This window comes from Mycoplasma sp. 11548 (assembly GCF_055523555.1).
In genome coordinates, this window is record NZ_JBVFVF010000001.1 from 505,747 (window position 1) to 525,135 (window position 19,389).

Consider the following 19,389-nt stretch of genomic DNA (forward strand, 5'->3'; position numbering starts at 1 on the left):
AAATATATAAATTTTCCAATTTAGTTGCCAAAGAAGAAAAAAATTTTTTTTCTTTGTTTTTTCGTTATCTTTTTTTTGTAACAAAAGCATCATAATATAAATCAAAAAATAAAAAAATGATTAACCCCAACAGTCTGGGCAGAAAATTAAAAATGTAGTTCAAAAAAGTAGTTATTCTACAAAATATGTAAACATTTCTTTAAAAAATATTGATATTATGGTTTTTAGAAGTATAAGAAAATTTTTAGGCATTTTATATTTGGAATTAATAGGCTTTAAATTAGTAATTTATAATATAAGTATGTTATTCAAAAAGTTAGTACAAGTTGCTTAGTCAAATTTTTTAGTACTTTAATATTCACTCTCTAAATTAATTAAAATTATACAAATCCTCAAGGGTTGTGGAAAAAATACAAAAAAAACAGAAATAATAATAATAATAATAATAATAATATATAATATGTACAGATTTAAAACTTAATTATTATTTTTGTTTTAATAATATTTGTTTTTAAATCAATTTATTACTAAAACGAAAGGAATAATATGCAAAAATTTGATTGAGACAATGTCTCAAAAGAAGTTACCGAAGCATTAGGTGGCAAAGAAAATATTAAAGAATATTTCAACTGTGCCACAAGACTTAGAGTGTATGTGCATGACGATTCTAAAATCGACATGAAAACACTTTCAAAAGTCGCACTTGCAAAAGGTGCTTCTCGTGACGGTGATCAATTGCAAGTTATTTATGGTCCTGGAACTGTAAATAAAGTAATTGATAACTTAAGAAACTATTTATCAGATACAAAAACCCAAACAACAACACAAGCTAGAAAACAAGTTCTTTGAAACAAAGAATTATCATTTAAAAGCAATGCCTTTTTATTAATCAGATGACTTGTTAGATCGTTTTCTGAAATCTTCGTACCTTTAATTCCTGTCTTTATTGCAGGCGGTATTTCATTAGCATTATCTTCATTTATTTCAACAGTTGCTTCTGGTACTTCTGCAACAGCAGCTAAAAACTTTTTTGATTTAATTGGTGGTGCTATTCTTGGTGGTTTACCTGCTTTTGTAGGATATACTGCAATGAAAAAATTTGGAGGAAATCCATTCTTAGGGTTAGCAATCGGTCTAACAATGATTTCACCAGCCCTTGTTAATGGATGAAGTTCATCAAATAAAGAAGCTGTTGAGGGGGCTTTTGCCTTGTTCCCTAAGTTACCTGAATTTTTCCAATGAAAATTCATAGGTTACCAAGCCCAAATTTTCCCAGTGTTATTAATCATTGCTTTAGCATTCTATATTGAAAAATTACTCAAACAATATACGCCAGAAGCTTTAGCAATCGTAGTAGTTCCGTTATTTACCGTAGGCATTAGCGTCTTCTTTGGATTCTGATTTGTTGGACCAATTGGAAGATATATTGGAATTGGTATTGGATATGCAGCAAATGCAATCTTTACATATACTAACTTCCCAGGCTTTGGTTTAGGTGGGTTATTAATTGGAATGGCTTACCCATTCATTGTTGTAACTGGATTGCACCAAGGATTTACTGCTATCGAAGCTCAATTAATTGCTTCACAAGGATTTACTTGAATTACTTCAATTGCAACAGTATCTAACATTGCACAAGGAGTTGCAGCTCTTACAATGTTTGGTCTTTTATACAAAAAATCACAAAAATTAGCTTCTTCATCACTTTCATCTGGTATTGCAGCTAATTTAGGTATTACTGAACCTGCTATGTTTGGAACAAACATTCCATTATTCTTCCCAATGCTTGCAGCTTCTATTGGAGCAGGTATTGGTGGATATTGGGTAGGTATGTCACAAGCTGTAGCTAGTTCACTTGGTTCAGCTTCATGATTAGGATTTATCCAATTCTCACCTGTAAAAAGCGATAAATTATTAGCTTACTATACAGAATATGAAAAAGTGGTTCCATGAGGAAATAAAATGTTCTTCCATAGAGCATTATCACCATTAGGTAATATTGCAATTGCTTCTGTAATTTCTTCAATTGTATCTAGTTCATTAACATTTGTATTTGCAAAAACATTTGGTAAAGAAACACTCGAAAACTTTATTAAAGAACATGAAAAAGCTTAAACCTGTTAATTACAAAGATAAGCAAAGAAAATTAGATCAAATCAAGCAACAAAATACAGGTAAAACTTACGTATATACCGATGCATTGTTGCCTGAATTAACTAATAAATTAAAACAAGCCAAAGGTGATGTTTATTTTAATAAACTTCACCTTTCTTCATTTTCAGGCTTGATTAATGATCCAAATAATTTTGTTTATCATAATGAGAAATATTATATTTTTTACCAATGAAATCCGTTTAGTCCAATCCACGCTAATAAGCACCAAGGATATTTTACGACAAAAGATTTTTTAGAATATAAAAGTCATGGTTTAGGAATTAGACCATCAAATGAATATGATGCAAATGGGATTTACTCAGGTTCAGCATTATCAGAAGATAACAACCTTTATTTATATTACACTGGCAACGTAAAAAAAGGAAATATTTATAATGCTCCTGAAGATACATCGCATACATTAGTTGCTAAATATAGCAATGATTGAAAAGAAACTGAAGCAAGCAAAAAACTATTATTTAGTGTTGATAAAACTAAATATACAAGGCATTTTAGAGATCCTTATATTGTCCAAGTTGAAGACACTTATTATTTATTACATGGAGCACAAACTTTAGATAAAAAAGGCAAAATTGTTGTTTATAGTTCTGATAAACCTAATGCTGATTTTACTTGAAAAGGTGAAATTAAATTTATTAATGGGCCAAAGCAACTTAATGAAGCATTTATGTTTGAGTGCCCTAGTTTTACTAAGATACATAATAAAGATGTAATATTTATTTCAACTCAAGGTGCTTATTTTTATGACCAAGATAACCAAAATAGGGATGTTTCAATTTACCTTCTAGGTAAATTGAACTGAAAAACATTAACATTTAAAGTTACCCATTGGGATTTACTTGATTTAGGTTTTGACTACTATGCGCCTCAAATTATGAATGGTCCCGATTATTATTATAATCTTTCAATTGCATGAGCAGGAACACCAGATACAGATGCTGTTGCAACTTTTGAACAAGGATACGCTCATTCATTAACCTTACCAAGAACTATGTGAATCGAAAAAGGAAAACTATACCAAAAATATTCAGATAATTTTAATTTTATTTACCAACCGTATTATCGAATTACAAATAGTATTGTAGACTTATGAAATCGCCAGAATTTTCTCCACTTAAAACCTAGTGGTAAGAAATGATTTTTTGAGTTTAAAAATGAAGAAGGTCATTATATTATGTTTTCCTACCTTAATGGTGTTTTAACCATTGATCGAACTAATATGTCACATAGTTTTGCACCAAATTACCCTAACAAAATAACTAGAAATATTGAGAATATTAAAGATATCGAAATTATCCAAGATTCATCATTATTAGAACTTTATATAAATCAAGGAGAGTACGTGATTACTACAAAATACTTTTTAGATGGTGAATTATTATTTCAATATGATGGTGATATTACTGCAACTATTGGTGAACTTGATGAAGTTGATATTGATTGGGGTGATCGTCCACAACTTTTAGTGCCAGGCGAAGCTCTTTATGATGAATATCATTTAGGTAATGGAAAAATTAAAGTTAATGTTGGAGGAGCTTCTTTAAATGTAGCAGCCGCAATTCAAAAAACCAAACGTACTGCTATTTTTGTTGGTGCTGTTGGCTTTGATGATAGTACTAATTTACTTCTTTCTGTATCTATGGATAAGTTAGATCCAGATAATTTGATAAAAATAAAAGATAAAAATACTACAAAAGCAATAGTTTCCTTAGATGAAAATGGTGAAAGAAGTTTTGAATTTGTTAGAGGCGCTGATGCTGATTTAAAATATGAATATGTTGAAAATATTGATTTTGATGCCTTAGTTTTAACTTCCGCAACGGCTTTTTTAGGTTGTGAATTATTTGAAACTTACAAGAACTTAGCCCTAAAAGCTAAAATGGAAAACAAGAAAATATTCTTTGATCCTAATTATCGAAAGGCCCTTTATCAAGATAATCTTGATGATTTTATTGCAAAAGCAAAAGAATTTATTAATTTAGCTGATTTTATTAAATTTTCTGAAGATGAACTATATTTAATAACAAATACCAATACATTAAAAGATGGTATAAAAGCTCTTAAAAATTTTAAGAATAAATTATTTTTAATCACTTTAGGTGAGAAAGGCACATTAGTTTATAAAGATTCAAAACATTTTTTAGTTGAATCTAAAAAAGTAAAGCAAATTGATTCTACCGGAGCTGGTGATGCTTTCTTTGGTACGTTTATTGGTAAATGGTTTGATACTAAACAAGCAAATTCAAAAGAAGTTGTTATCGATGAAGATTTAATTAATATTGTTTTTGATGCAAATTTAGTTGCTGGTTATGTTGTAACCAAAGTAGGGGCAAGTTTTTCACTTTTAGAAATAGAAAATCATGATTTTAAAGCCAAAAGATTACATAAGAATTTAATAAAAAGATTTAAAGAAGAATTTTAAATGTTTAAAAAGATAATTAAAATTACTATTCCAATTATATTTTTACTAGGTGTAATAATTGGAATAATCCTTTGTGTAAAAATTGAAGGTTTAAATAATAATTGATTAAATTTTGTGGTAATTCCTCTTGGAACTGGTGCAATCTTATCTTTTTTAGTACTTGGCTTTTGATTTATATTTCGAAGTCAAAAATAAGATTCATAATTTAAATATTATAAAATAATAAAGATTTATGTTTTTATACCACTGCCTATATTACAGAAAATCAAAACGAGTGAAAGTAAATTTTTATTTACAACTATTATTACAAATAATATTAAAGATTATTTATTGATAATAGTACATAACAACTTGCTATATATTATAAATGTATTTATCCTGGTTTACTGTTTTGTTTATTTAAAAATATATAAAATTTCAATATCCTACTACAAACTATATCAAAATAAACCCAAAATATTATATTTTGGGTTTATTTTATAGTTATATTTAATTAGTTATTTTATTTATAAAATTTAATTAATAGTAAAATCTTTTGTTTGTCCTTGGAGTAAGTTGTAATTTTCTTCTCCAGCAACAAAAAGTCTAGTTATGCTATAAGCTCCTTTATGTCATGGATTTGGTGCATTAAGAATAAAATCGACTTCGTTTTCGCCTATATTACGCCAATATTGGATATTTGCTGGTGCTGTTGAGTCATTTGTATAACTATTTGCACTTTTTGAATATACTTCATGAGTAATAGTTTTTGATTTTATTTTTTCATATACTTCTTTAGTAGTTCTTACTGCTATTCTAATATATTTTCGACTAGGATCTCATGCAGGGCCACTTTTTTCTACTATTATTTGTAATATGCTAGCACTTGCTTTCGAATTTTTTAATTCGTCCTTAGGTTCTTCATCTTCTTCTTTTGCAGAGTTAGAATTATCTTTTGATGTATCTCCATCTGTTGAACTACTTGGATCTTGCCCAGGTGTTTCGGTAGTTTTTTGATCAGAAGGTTGATTACGGTTAGTGCTTTCTGGATTATCAGTAGGCTGAGATTTAGTATCTTCTTCCTTAGTTATTGTTCCTGTATCTGTTTCTTGATCATCATTTCCTTGAATTGGTTTCTCTACTGGTTGATTAGGAGCAGAATCGTGCCCTGGTTGGGCATTATCTCTCGAATCATCTGCACCGCTTGAACCATTATCAGTACCATTGTTTGGTTTTTCTTCATCTGGTTGTTTTACACCAGTTTCAGGTTCTTCTGTTGCTGGTTCTTTTGGAGATGGGTCTTTGGCCCCTGGGTTAGATGGTGTATTTTCTTCTCTTGGAGTTTCTTGGGTGTTATCACTATTACCTTGCTCTGTAGTTGGATCTTTAGGAACTGGAGTAGGGTTTGGTTCTGTCTTAGGAGGTTGTTGGGTGTCGTTAGTTGGTTCTTTTGGATCAGGGTTATTAGTTCCTGGATTCGATGGTTCATTTTCTTCTCTTGGTGGATTAGGATTTACTGGCTCTTCTTGTTCTCTATTTTCAATAGGTGGATTTGTAGCTACTACATCGTTTAATGTTGTAAATGGACGTTTGACATTAAATAATGTGTCATTGTTTACCTTAATGGTATCTAATAAATATGTAGTACCTTTAGTTAAACCAGTAATAGTAATTTTATATTCATTATCAGCTGGTTTGCTTAAACTTGAAACTGTAAAATTATGAACTATATCATTAATTTTTACATTAAGTTGGTCTGTTCCTTGTAGACCAGTAATTTTAGCGGTGAATTGAGCACTAGTTTGAGTTACTGTAATTTCACTAACATTTTGAATAGTAAATTGTCTTTTTTGGGGCTTGGGCGCTGTACATGATACGGCAGTAATTGTTGAAATAGTAACTAAGTTAGTTGTTACTAATAAAAATTTACGTAATTTCATAACGTATTTTCCTTTCATACAAATATATTTATATAATAATTAATTTGTCTAAAATCAAATTAATAGATTTGTTAATCTACTTTAATTTTAATATATATATATATATATATATGAAGAAAGTTAAAAAACTTGTACGTTTAAAAAGAAAAGAATATAGTAAAAATAATAAAACTTAAAGCCGGACAGAAAAGTTAACATGTAAATGTTAGCTTTTCTGTTACCATTCGTTGGTACCAACGAAAAAATTTTTTGAAAGGAAAATTATGTCAAGACATTTAAAGAAAGAAGAATTTGCAAAAATATATGAAGAATATCAAAAGTCAGGTTTCCCAGGTGCTTTTCGGGCTATTTACCAAATATCACCAGGAACAAAAAACTTACAAAGAAATAGTGTAAAAGTTAGAATTAATAAAATAATTAAGTATTATAATTTAGGTATGGAAGACTTATTGCAGACAAAGAAAGGCGAAAACCGCAAAAAAGGAAGTGGCAGTCCTAAGAAGAAAAGAGAACCAAATTGAGATATTTTTGATCGTGATGATTTGTTACAAATAGCTAAAAGATATTATGAAATTACCAATGAATTACCCAAAAGTAAGAAAGTTATTGAATTAAAAAGTTTTAGCATAAGTTATGTGAAGCTTTCAGAAGTTTTTGGCATTTCTAGGCAAACAATTTCTAAAACTCATAAGATTAAAATTTCACAAAAACTCCCTAAACATAGTGATGTAATTGAAAAATCGTTCATAGAAACAAAGTCAAGATATGGAAGGCTAAAGCTAAGTGTTTACATATCTCAAAAATACAAAATAGATATAAACGAACGTTCTTTAGGGAGATATATGAACCTTTTAGGCCTAAAATGTAAGCTTAGACAAAAATCAAAACGAAAAGAAATTAAAAATGTATCTTCACAAATTGATAACTTCGTAAATCGTGATTATAACGATCAAAACAATCGAAATATTTATGCAACTGATGTTTCATATATAAAAGCACCAAAAGACGTGTTAGAATCACACGTTTATTTGTCTGCAATTTTATCTCATAAAACTAAACAAATTGTTGGTTTTAAATTATCAAGAAGTAATAATCTAGAACTAGTTTTAGACAATTTAAATTCATTAAAACAATACAAACCCAAAAATTTTATCATTCACTCAGATCATGGCTTTCAATATACACATCATCAATATATTAAAGAAGTTCAAAATATTGGTGGCGTTATTTCGTTATCAAGAGTGGGAAACTCACTTGATAATCGAGAAATTGAATATTGGTTTGGGATCATTAAAACCGAATTATTAAATGATTTAGATTATTCCAAAATTACGTTCAATGAACTTAATGATATGATACAAGAATATGTAGTTTGGTATAATAACGATCGAATTCAATCAAACTTAAACTGAAAAACGCCAAAGCAATTTGCAATGGCATTATAAGTTACTAAAATGTTAAATTTTGCTGTCCATGTTTAACTTGGGAATTTTTTCGGACTATTTTACCATCCCAAACCATACCATTTGGTTAAGCCAAAGCTAATGTTTTGGCAAGTTTATTTCTAATTCTTGATATGATTATTTTCATTTCAATATAGATAGATGAAAAGAATTTTTATATTTTATAAAAAAATTATGTGAACATTAATTCCCCATAGTTTAAAAAATTTAGAAATAGTTCTAAGTATTCTAAATTTTATTATATTAGACTATCTTAATATCTATAAGTATTTTATATAAGGAACCTGGAAAAGTGTGGAAATTATGATAAAAACTGAAAATATTTGTTTTTAACTTTTTAATGCTAAAATTTTGTTAGGTATAGATAAAATACCCAATATTTATAAGTTTAGAAATAAGGAACGAGCATTATACATTTCTAAACAATTTCTACTCAAAAAAATATTAAACACAAATTTAGCTTACAAAACTTAAGGAGACAATTATGAAAAAGAAACTAAAAATTTCTGTTTTAACATTAATTAGCACAAGTGCTTTAGTAACATTTTTTGCTACCCCAGTCGCAAAGCAGTTCACTCCAGACACAATATGGTACAAAAATCTTAATAATGATAAGTTTGAGGTCAGGGGACAGGGAGCGACTATTGCATTTAATCAAAATAATGAAACGTTTTCTTTGCCTGTTGATAATAATTTTGAACTTAAATTATTATTAAATCCAGGCTTTGAAACTGAGAATGAAGAATTTTTAAGTAAATTCAATGGTGATTTTATAAATAAAGTTACTGAAAGCAATTTAGTTTATAAATCATTTGAAAAACTAACAATGATGCCAATTGTCTGATTTTATTTTGAAAAAGAAGAAGATAGAAAAAAATTTGTTAATAAATTAAAAAACTGAAACGAAATTTATAAGTTCATTATATTTGAAAATACAAATACAATTCCACAAGGATACATAACCCCGAGTTCCACAAATAAGATCAAAAATCTGTATACACAAAGAGGACAAGTAAGTAATTATGGTCGTTATGGGATAAATTTTAATTTGCAAAATTATGTGCAACATATGAACAAAAATATAGATCTTGTAAATGCTACAAACTATTTAGATAATCCATATGTAAATAAAATAGGAATATTAGAAACATGGGCTCATCCCTTTGATAAAAACTATCAAAAATATTTTAGAAATGGTATTAAGATAAACGATATAAACGAAAGAATATGACCAGGTTATGAAACTCATTCAACAATGGTATCACTTGTTGCGGGTGGACAATATGGAATAGACCGATCATCTAAAATATATTTATATACAACAAACCAAACAGATAGTCATTGAATGTCTACAATTGAAAAAATGGTAAAAAAAGATGGAATAAAATTAATTAATCATAGTTATGGTCTTATAAGGTATTACGAAAAAAATGGTGAAACTTATGAAAGTAACAACTATAAAAAGGGTTACCATGAAAATTCATATTTCCTTGATCATATATCTCGTAAGTATGGTGTAATAAATGTATTTGCAGCTGGTAATGAGGGAAATAAAGATTATCATTTAATAACACATAAACGACTATCATTCAATTCAATAGTTGTTGGTGCTTTATCAGATTGATCATCTAAAGAATATCAAAAACAAAATATAATTGCAGATTATTCTAATTACAAATTATTACCAGAATTTGAAAATATATCGAAGCCTTTAGTTGTTGCTCCAGCACATTTTTATAATCCTGTTTATAACAGAAACAATTATTCTCGTGGAACAAGTTATGCTGCGCCTGTCGTAACTGGTTTAATCTCAAACTTATTTAAATATAGATCGGATATTAGGGATAGTGAATTTAGAGTTCCTATTGTAAAAGCAGTTTTATCGGCATCTGCTGTTAGTCCAAATCACGATAATTTAACCTATAAGTCAAGTGGTTATGAACAAAAATTTGGTGCTGGAACAGTAGATTTTAAAACAATGTTAGAAGCAGCTAACAACTATTCAACACTAAAAATTCATCCAACTAATGATAGTGGTTTTGTATTTTCAAGTAAAGAAATAAATTTAAAAAAGAATCAAACGATAAAAATATCTAGTTCTTGAATGTTTAATGCTGGTCTTTTAAATCAATCTGAAGTTAGGCCAGAGTATAAAGAAAATACAAGTTGGTGAAATTCATTTTTAAATTTCTTTTCTCCATCACGTAGAAAAAGCCAAGAACTAGAAAAACAAAAAACTATTGCCGAGGGTAAAATGTGAGACTTAACTCATAAATATGAGATTCGTTTGACTCAATCTGAGGCAATAAAACGTCAAAACAACAATTGATTTTCTGATTATGACTTATTTTTAGAAAAAAAGGAATCAAATGGAAAATGGGTTGTTGTGAAGATGATTCAGTCTGCAGTGAGTAATGATGAATTACTTGAATATAAAGCAACTTCTTCAGGGACTTATAGATATCGCATTAAAAAGTATGAGAAATATGACTTTAGTAATTCTGTACATGATTTAATAGCAATTACTCACGTGGTTAAAAATGATGAAAATAATTAGAAAATTGCTAATTAGTCTTATTTCTTTAGTATTGCCTATAACTTTATTTTCATGTAATGAAAAACCGCCTGTTGGAAAAGAGCCTATTGCACGGAGAATTATACTTGACAAACCTGACGAATATTATGAAAATGAAGTTAAAAAAATGTATGATGTGATTTATCCAATCTATCAAAATATTACAAAAACAGCTATTTTTGCTCCAAAAGAATGAGTGTCAGAAGAAGAAAAAAGAGTAAAAGACGAGTATAGACAAAAAGGATCAGATACATTTAATACAGGTTTTTTCCGTAATTATCCTAATCATAATTATCATGAATATATCGAGGGTAGTATAATAAAAGTTAAAACAAAAGATGAATTTGACACTCATATTATAAATAAGTTTAAAGAATTAAATAATAATAGTGAATATAATGAAAATTCAAAAATCAAAAAACTATTTGAAGAATTATATTTAAATAACCAAGATGTTTATACTCTTTTAGAAGATCATGATATTTTTATAAAATATAGAAGTTCAAAACAATCACCAAATGGTGGCTTTATAATTCCGATTTATGAAAATAATGAAGTGACCATAAATTGAATAGGTTCTTATGAAAGCATTGATCCTCGTCTTTTACAACCGCCTGCTGCATATATTCCATCACCAGACTATGTTTGAGAAGTCTTTTTAGTTAAAAAAGGCTTTACACCAAAATATAATGGTATAAATAGAGATATAGATGAATCAGCTCAAAATTATAGAGATCGATTTGTTAAGTGATATAATAATGTCTTTGCAAAATACTATTTATAAATTCTCTAAAATACATGCTGATTAATTTCTTATTGAAATAAAATTTAGCTATTAATAATAAATAAATACCACTGTATCTAATGCTACAGTGGTATTTTTTTACATTCTAATATTTCCAGTTGTTCTTGGGTATGGTATTACATCTCTAATATTTTCAATTCCTGTGACATACATTACTAATCTTTCAAAACCTACCCCAAAACCTGATGACATGATATGACCATATCTGCGAAGATCTAAATATCATTGTAAATCTTCTTGATCAATATTTAATTCATTTACTCGTTGCACTATTTTATCATAATCGCATTCTCTCTGGCTTCCGCCTATTAATTCTCCAATACCTGGCACTAATAAGTCAAAAGCTGCTACTGATTTATTATCATCATTTTGTTTCATATAAAATGCCTTAAAATCTTTTGGGAAATTTATAAGAGCAATCGGTCTGTTATAAACTTTCTCAGTTAAATATCTTTCGTGTTCAGTAGCTAAATCCAGTCCATATTTAATATCTTTATTTTCAAAAATATCCTTAACTTCAGCAAGTTTACTTATAGCCTCTTGATAATCTACGATTTGAATTGGGGTTTCAATAAATTGATTTAAACGATCCAATAATCCTTCATGTAATGAATCTAGGAAACTAAATTCTTTTTTATGTTTGCTTAAAGTATTTCTAATAATTACTTTAAGCATATCATCAGCTAAAGCAATGTTATCATTTAAATCATAAAAAGCCATTTCAGGTTCTATCATTCAAAATTCAGCTAAATGTTTTTTAGTGTTAGATCTTTCTGCTCTAAAGGTAGGTCCAAAAGTATAAATTTTTTGCATTCCTAAAGCATAACTTTCCCCGTGTAATTGTCCTGTCACTCCTAAAGTTGCTTTTTTATTTTTTCCAAAAAAGGGCTCAAGACTAGATGTATCAGAAACATTAAATGTTTCACCAGCCCCTTCGCCATCATTGCTTGTAATAATAGGACTTGTTAAATAATGAAATTCTTTGTTTATAAAATATTTATGGACTTCGTGAGCTAAAGTAGAGCGAATTAACATAACAGCTCTTAAAAGTGATGTACGGTGTCTTAAGTGTGGCAGATCCCTTAAGGTTTCTAGTTTAATTTCTTGGTTTTGAATTGGATAATCTTCATCAACATTTTTATATGCCACCAATTCACTGGCAACTAATTCAATTGGTTGTGGAGAATTTGGCGTTGCATTTAAAGTTCCTTTAATTATAACAGCGGCTCCAGGGCGTAATGAATCAAGTATGTTGAAATCAAAATTTTGACCTTTAAAAACTACTTGTAAATTTTCAATAGTTGAACCATCGTTAACTTCTAGGAAACGTATTTTTTTGTTTCCTCGGTTTGATGAAATTCATCCTTTGACTTCAACATTAGTTCAACCATCATAAAAAACTGGTTTTAATAAAAATGATTTAATTGAATCAATCATGAATCCTCCTTAATAATTTATTTATACTTCTAAATGTTTTTATATTATAACACTTTTATATTAATTTTTAATGTTAATAAATGATAATTAAAAGTGTGTTTTTGGATGGTAAAATTTAATTATGGTTAATGATTTTGGTTTTGGCATATTAACTCTTAACAAATATAGCAATGAAAGTAAATAGAAAATAAATTTTAAATAATTTATAAATTGTTAGAGTTGATTAATGATGCACTATGTTCTTTTTAACCAAAAAATAGATTTTTAGCTGGAATATGTTATAATACTAAGACAAGAAAACTCAAATTTTATAAATATCTGCCCCCCCCTATTAATAAAAAGATTTTTATTAATAGGGGGGGGCAGACTCTTAAAACTAAAAATATAAATATTTAAAAGGAGGATATAAAGATGCTTACAAAATTAAAAATATCATTAAAAAATATTAATTACAAATTATTTCTTGCTTTATTGGTTACTGGTTTAGCACCGATAATTTATACTACTTTAAGAGTATTTTGACTAGGTAACTTACCTGGCGAATGATCATATAGTATTGCAGGGCAATTATCTTGAGTTAATTTAATTTATGAAGTTATAAATGAAGCGATTATTTTGCCGTTATTTTATTTTGTAGGTAATGTTTTATCTAACAAAAAGGATTTTACAAATCGCATGAAAACTGGACTGCTACTAACTTTTGGAATCTATAGTATTTTATCATTAATTGTAATAGGTGGCGCTAATCCCTTACTTAAAGTTATGGCGACAAATGAATCAATTATTGATGCTAGTGCACAATATATAAGAATTGAAGCAGTAGCGAATATTTTTGGTGTGTTATTCCAATTTGTTTTGGTTGGTTTAGTCATTTTAGGTAAAAGCAAATTAGTTTATCTTTTAACTGCAGTAAAATTAGTTTTATCTGTAATACTAGATTTATTCTTAGTTTCTAGTTTATCTCTTTCGGCCAATATGGGAGTTAACGGAATAGGGGTTACAAATATTATTGTCAATGCAATATTATTAGTAACGGGATTATTCTTACTTGCGAAAAATGGCGTTAATATTTTCAACAAAGATAAAATGGACTTTAAATGAGCAAAAGAATTTGCAAAAATTGGTGGGATTTCAGGAATTGAATCATTTGTTAGAAATTTAGCATATATGATTATGATTGCTAGAATGGTAAATGTTGTCAATGAACAAGGAACTTATTGGGTTGCTAATAACTTTATTTGAGGATGAATGCTACTACCAATTTTGCAACTAGGTGAATTAATTAAACAAGAAACTTCAACAAACAAAAATGCTGTTAAAAATAATACCTTAGGATATTTTGCAATTACTGGTATTACAATGCTTATTTGAATTATTTTGATACCTGCTTATAAACCATTCATGAAATATGTTTTAAACTTTAGCGAAGTAGATAAACTATTTGAACTAGTAATGGTTTTATTTGTTTTCTATATATTGTTTGCAATCCAAAATGTTGTTGATGCTACATTTTATGGTTTAGGAAAAACTCATTATATGTTATTTGAATCAGTAGTAACTAACTCTATTTATTATGGAGTTGCTTTTATCTTGTATGTAACAGGTGTGTGAGAACCTTCATTAATCGGTATTGCTATTTTGTTTGGAGTTGGGAATGCCTTTGATACAGTTGTTTCATTAGGGGCTTATTGATTTTTATTAAAAAAATCTAAAACTAATATTTTAGATGTACAAAATAATAATTTAAATTAAATACTTATAAAATAAGAACATAGAAATAATTAAGACAAAAACAATATGAATATTACAGAGTTGAATTATTAAAGTTTGCAAAAGAAAATAGCAATAACTAAAGCTTAGTTATTGCTATTTATTGTTTTTGTTCATATCATTAATATTTTACATTTGCTTATTTAAAAAATTCAGGAAACTGAAAAATTAATGATATAATAATAAGCGAGATAAGTATATCTCGCAACTTACATACAAATTAATAGATAAATTATTTAAATCATAAAAAACCAAAGGAAATAATTATGAAATGAAATAAATTTAAAAAACCATTATTAATATCTTTAACTATTGGACCTATCATTGCAATATTTAATAGTCCAGTTATTGCAGATTATGAAAATGGATTGCTTAAAATTATATCACAAAAAATAGAAAATGTCAATATTAAAAATAATTTATTTGAATCTGTGTCCAATGACAACTATTTAGGCCCATATATAAATCCCTCCGAAAATGAACTAATTTAATTAAAATATGGTATAAATTATTTATGAGAATCAAACATAACATAGATAAGTACAAAAACTTAACAAACTACGAACTAAAAAAACAGCAATCTCTCATATTAATTGCTGCTAATATTGAAAAATCTTTATCTCAACTTAGTTTAATTACAAACCTTAGTGTATCAACTGTAAAAAGATATAAAAAAATAATAAAAAGTAATCAAGAAATTGACATCAGTCATAAAAATAAAAATCAACAAAGAAGTTGCAAAGTTACCGATTCAGAAATTGAATTAGTGTTTAAAGATTATTTAAAAACATGTGAAATTATTTTAAATAGCATTCTAACAAATAACCAACTTTCGTTTAAAAGTTATTATTATTCAGAATATGGTTCTTTTATAAGGCAAAAAATTTCTTACAAAACTTTGGTAAGAAGATTCAACCAATTAGGATTATTTAATATACATACAACCAAAAGAGGAAGAAAAATAGCAAAATTATCAAAGAAGAAAACTTCACAAGAGACAACATTGCTATTAAAAAAATATTATAAACAAATTAAACAAAATGAAAAACAAAGACAAGTTTTGGGTCTAAAGTGTCCAATGACAACTATTTAGGCCCATATATAAATCCCTCCGAAAATGAACTAATTTAATTAAAATATGGTATAAATTATTTATGAGAATCAAACATAACATAGATAAGTACAAAAACTTAACAAACTACGAACTAAAAAAACAGCAATCGCTCATATTAATTGCTGCTAATATTGAAAAATCTTTATCTCAACTTAGTTTAATTACAAACCTTAGTATATCAACTGTAAAAAGATATAAAAAAATAATAAAAAGTAATCAAGAAATTGACATCAGTCATAAAAATAAAAATCAACAAAGAAGTTGCAAAGTTACCGATTCAGAAATTGAATTAGTGTTTAAAGATTATTTAAAAACATGTGAAATTATTTTAAATAGCATTCTAACAAATAACCAACTTTCGTTTAAAAGTTATTATTATTCAGAATATGGTTCTTTTATAAGGCAAAAAATTTCTTACAAAACTTTGGTAAGAAGATTCAACCAATTAGGATTATTTAATATACATACAACCAAAAGAGGAAGAAAAATAGCAAAATTATCAAAGAAGAAAACTTCACAAGAGACAACATTGCTATTAAAAAAATATTATAAACAAATTAAACAAAATGAAAAACAAAGACAAGTTTTGGGTCTAAAGAAAAATTTAGAATTTGGTGAAATTGTTGAAATCGATGCTCAGCTTGAACCATATTTAAAAAATAATAAACCATTCTATCTTTATCATGCAATTGATGTTGCTACTGGAACATTATTAGCAGCATGATTTGAAGAACAAGAAACAACATTAGGATATCAAAGACTGTTAGAAATAGTATTTAAGAAATATGGATTTCCAAAGAAAATTTATACTGATAAAAGAAGAACTTTTTGGGGGAACGAAAATGCACAAACAATTTTTGAAAAAGATTTAAATAAAAAAGGAATAGAAGTACTCAGTTCTTCTAATCCCAAACATAAACCTCACGTTGAGAGATCTTTTAGAACATCATTAGATCAATACCCATTATTAATTCATGAAAACGGATATAAAGATATTAATGATTTAAAGCAAAATAACGAAGTATTTCAAAATTATTACAACACGAGGAATAAAAAAATAATTTCTAAACATAATGTCTTTCAAAAAGAAGGAAAGAAAAACGGCAATTGAGCCGTTGATTTAGAGATTAATAGAAAAGTTTTAAATGGTGTTGTTAGATACCAAGGTAAAAACCTTGCAGCTTTCGATATGCATGACAAAAGGATTATATTTCCTTATAATTCTGATGTTGTGTTAGTACATTCTTCTGATGATAATTTGTATTTTAAATATAATGGAAAAAAATACTTTGCCAAAGAACCTAATGGAAAATATCTAAGCTTTACAGAAATGTGAGCTCTTGAGAAAGGTTTAGATTATTCTATCCCTGCTGTTGGAAAACTAGCATTTATCCATAAGAAAACAAACTCATTTTTTAAAACTCTTGAATTATACATCTCAAAGTTTAATAGTGTCTCTGTGAATGCACAAGGAAGTAACCTTGAAGCCAATAAGATTATGGCTGAGTATTTAGAGATACTTCGAACATTACACAGAAGCATCAATGATGAAATAAAAATTGATGCATATTAATTTTAATATTTTTTAATAAAAAAGAGAATAATAAAAATAGAAAACACGGGCACGTGTTTTCTGGAAGTTTTGCTTACTTTTTCAAAAGTAAGGCCCCCTTGATTGCAATCAAGGGCGGGGGGTTAAAAATCTTTTTGCTTCATTTTGAAATTTTGTAGTTAATGTAATGATATAAATAATTATGTTCTGATTTTTTAGACAGTAAAAACATCAAAAAATATATAAATTTTCCAATTTAGTTGCCAAAGAAGAAAAAAATTTTTTTGGTTTGTTTTTTCATTATCTTTTTTTTGCAACAAAAGCATCATAATATAAATCAAAAAATAAAAAAAGATTAACCCCAACAGTCTGGGCAGAAAATTAAAAATGTAGTTCAAAAAAGTAGTTATTCTACAACAAAATGAAAAACAAAGACAAGTTTTGGGTCTAAAGAAAAATTTAGAATTTGGTGAAATTGTTGAAATCGATGCTCAGCTTGAACCATATTTAAAAAATAATAAACCATTCTATCTTTATCATGCAATTGATGTTGCTACTGGAACATTATTAGCAGCATGATTTGAAGAACAAGAAACAACATTAGGATATCAAAGACTGTTAGAAATAGTATTTAAGAAATATGGATTTCCAAAGAAAATTTATACTGATAAAAGAAGAACTTTTTGGGGGAACGAAAATGCACAAACAATTTTTGAAAAAGATTTAAATAAAAAAGGAATAGAAGTACTCAGTTCTTCTAATCCCAAACATAAACCTCACGTTGAGAGATCTTTTAGAACATCATTAGATCAATACCCATTATTAATTCATGAAAACGGATATAAAGATATTAATGATTTAAAGCAAAATAACGAAGTATTTCAAAATTATTACAACACGAGGAATAAAAAAATAATTTCTAAACATAATGTCTTTCAAAAAGAAGGAAAGAAAAACGGCAATTGAGCCGTTGATTTAGAGATTAATAGAAAAGTTTTAAATGGTGTTGTTAGATACCAAGGTAAAAACCTTGCAGCTTTCGATATGCATGACAAAAGGATTATATTTCCTTATAATTCTGATGTTGTGTTAGTACATTCTTCTGATGATAATTTGTATTTTAAATATAATGGAAAAAAATACTTTGCCAAAGAACCTAATGGAAAATATCTAAGCTTTACAGAAATGTGAGCTCTTGAGAAAGGTTTAGATTATTCTATCCCTGCTGTTGGAAAACTAGCATTTATCCATAAGAAAACAAACTCATTTTTTAAAACTCTTGAATTATACATCTCAAAGTTTAATAGTGTCTCTGTGAATGCACAAGGAAGTAACCTTGAAGCCAATAAGATTATGGCTGAGTATTTAGAGATACTTCGAACATTACACAGAAGCATCAATGATGAAATAAAAATTGATGCATATTAATTTTAATATTTTTTAATAAAAAAGAGAATAATAAAAATAGAAAACACGGGCACGTGTTTTCTGGAAGTTTTGCTTACTTTTTCAAAAGTAAGGCCCCCTTGATTGCAATCAAGGGCGGGGGGGTTAAAAATCTTTTTGCTTCATTTTGAAATTTTGTAGTTAATGTAATGATATAAATAATTATGTTCTGATTTTTTAGACAGTAAAAACATCAAAAAATATATAAATTTTCCAATTTAGTTGCCAAAGAAGAAAAAAATTTTTTTGGTTTGTTTTTTCATTATCTTTTTTTTGCAACAAAAGCATCATAATATAAATCAAAAAATAAAAAAAGATTAACCCCAACAGTCTGGGCAGAAAATTAAAAATGTAGTTCAAAAAAGTAGTTATTCTACACTTCAGAAAGTTCTTGTAAAATATTATAAAGTTGTTCTAGATCGATTTGATCTGATCGTAATTTTCGTTGTGTCCCAAGAGCTCCTTGCATTTTCAAGATAGTGTTGTAATTCTCTTCGATTTTAAAATGTTGATATTTATTTTCTTTTCGATATTTGTCAAAAACACAAATATATTTTTCTAAATTTTTCATATAATTTTAAGGTCTCCTTTATTTTTTGAAAAATTATTAATACAACTATTTTATTACAAGGCAGACAAAAACAATGTCACATGCAAAAAACTTGTATGTGACATTTCCAATTAATATAATTATCTTTTAGATACTGCTGT

13 protein-coding genes are annotated in these 19,389 nt (G+C 27.5%); 10 read left to right on the forward strand and 3 right to left on the reverse strand.

All coding sequences use genetic code 4. The annotated features are described in order from the left end of the window. Positions 1–546 precede the first annotated feature (546 nt). Positions 547–2,115, forward strand: coding sequence for a PTS transporter subunit EIIC (locus tag AC0B4K_RS02130; RefSeq protein WP_465103614.1), 1,569 nt, complete (start codon positions 547–549; stop codon positions 2,113–2,115). Next, positions 2,102–4,597 (forward strand): PfkB family carbohydrate kinase, encoded by a 2,496-nt coding sequence (locus tag AC0B4K_RS02135; RefSeq protein WP_465103615.1) that lies wholly within the window; start codon positions 2,102–2,104, stop codon positions 4,595–4,597. The genes AC0B4K_RS02130 and AC0B4K_RS02135 overlap by 14 nt, the downstream gene beginning before the upstream one ends. Before the next feature lie 515 nt (positions 4,598–5,112). On the opposite strand, the gene AC0B4K_RS02140 is transcribed toward AC0B4K_RS02135, so the two are convergent. Beyond that, on the reverse strand, positions 5,113–6,516 hold the full coding sequence (locus AC0B4K_RS02140) for a hypothetical protein (protein ID WP_465103616.1): 1,404 nt from the start codon (positions 6,514–6,516) through the stop codon (positions 5,113–5,115). Between the two features lie 263 nt (positions 6,517–6,779). On the opposite strand from AC0B4K_RS02140, the gene AC0B4K_RS02145 reads away from it, so the two are divergent. The 3 genes from AC0B4K_RS02145 to AC0B4K_RS02155 all read left to right on the forward strand — a co-directional run bounded on the left by AC0B4K_RS02145 (position 6,780) and on the right by AC0B4K_RS02155 (position 11,338). Continuing rightward, the gene (locus AC0B4K_RS02145) at positions 6,780–7,961 is read left to right on the forward strand and encodes an IS3 family transposase (RefSeq protein ID WP_465103343.1); all 1,182 of its coding nucleotides are present in this window, start codon (positions 6,780–6,782) and stop codon (positions 7,959–7,961) included. Positions 7,962–8,463: 502 nt separating this feature from the next. Continuing rightward, complete coding sequence (locus AC0B4K_RS02150; protein ID WP_465103617.1) at positions 8,464–10,536, forward strand: S8 family serine peptidase; 2,073 nt, start codon at positions 8,464–8,466, stop codon at positions 10,534–10,536. Next, positions 10,520–11,338: a hypothetical protein gene (locus tag AC0B4K_RS02155; RefSeq protein ID WP_465103618.1), complete on the forward strand. Its 819-nt coding sequence runs from the start codon at positions 10,520–10,522 to the stop codon at positions 11,336–11,338. The genes AC0B4K_RS02150 and AC0B4K_RS02155 overlap by 17 nt, the downstream gene beginning before the upstream one ends. Positions 11,339–11,437: 99 nt before the next feature. On the opposite strand, the gene asnS is transcribed toward AC0B4K_RS02155, so the two are convergent. Then, positions 11,438–12,796 carry an asparagine--tRNA ligase gene (asnS, locus tag AC0B4K_RS02160; RefSeq protein ID WP_465103619.1) on the reverse strand — a complete coding sequence of 453 codons (1,359 nt, stop codon included), beginning with the start codon at positions 12,794–12,796 and terminating at the stop codon, positions 11,438–11,440. 411 nt (positions 12,797–13,207) lie between these two features. On the opposite strand from asnS, the gene AC0B4K_RS02165 reads away from it, so the two are divergent. The 5 genes from AC0B4K_RS02165 (at position 13,208) to AC0B4K_RS02185 (ending at position 18,660) form a co-directional block, all read left to right on the forward strand. Further along, positions 13,208–14,548: an MATE family Na+-driven efflux transporter gene (locus tag AC0B4K_RS02165; protein ID WP_465103620.1), complete on the forward strand. Its 1,341-nt coding sequence runs from the start codon at positions 13,208–13,210 to the stop codon at positions 14,546–14,548. Between the two features lie 284 nt (positions 14,549–14,832). After that, positions 14,833–15,057 carry a hypothetical protein gene (locus tag AC0B4K_RS02170; protein WP_465103621.1) on the forward strand — a complete coding sequence of 75 codons (225 nt, stop codon included), beginning with the start codon at positions 14,833–14,835 and terminating at the stop codon, positions 15,055–15,057. A gap of 23 nt (positions 15,058–15,080) precedes the next feature. Next, complete coding sequence (locus AC0B4K_RS02175) at positions 15,081–15,659, forward strand: hypothetical protein (RefSeq protein ID WP_465103622.1); 579 nt, start codon at positions 15,081–15,083, stop codon at positions 15,657–15,659. Between the two features lie 61 nt (positions 15,660–15,720). After that, the gene (locus AC0B4K_RS02180; RefSeq protein WP_465103623.1) at positions 15,721–17,253 is read left to right on the forward strand and encodes a transposase family protein; all 1,533 of its coding nucleotides are present in this window, start codon (positions 15,721–15,723) and stop codon (positions 17,251–17,253) included. A 420-nt stretch (positions 17,254–17,673) separates the two neighbouring features. Beyond that, entirely contained in the window at positions 17,674–18,660 is a 987-nt protein-coding gene (locus AC0B4K_RS02185; protein ID WP_465103624.1) for a transposase family protein, read from the forward strand. Positions 18,661–19,051: 391 nt separating this feature from the next. Here the strand turns inward: AC0B4K_RS02185 and AC0B4K_RS02190 are convergent, their stop codons facing one another. Beyond that, positions 19,052–19,249, reverse strand: a complete 198-nt coding sequence (locus tag AC0B4K_RS02190; protein WP_465103625.1) for a hypothetical protein — start codon at positions 19,247–19,249, stop codon at positions 19,052–19,054. Positions 19,250–19,389: the final 140 nt, after the last annotated feature.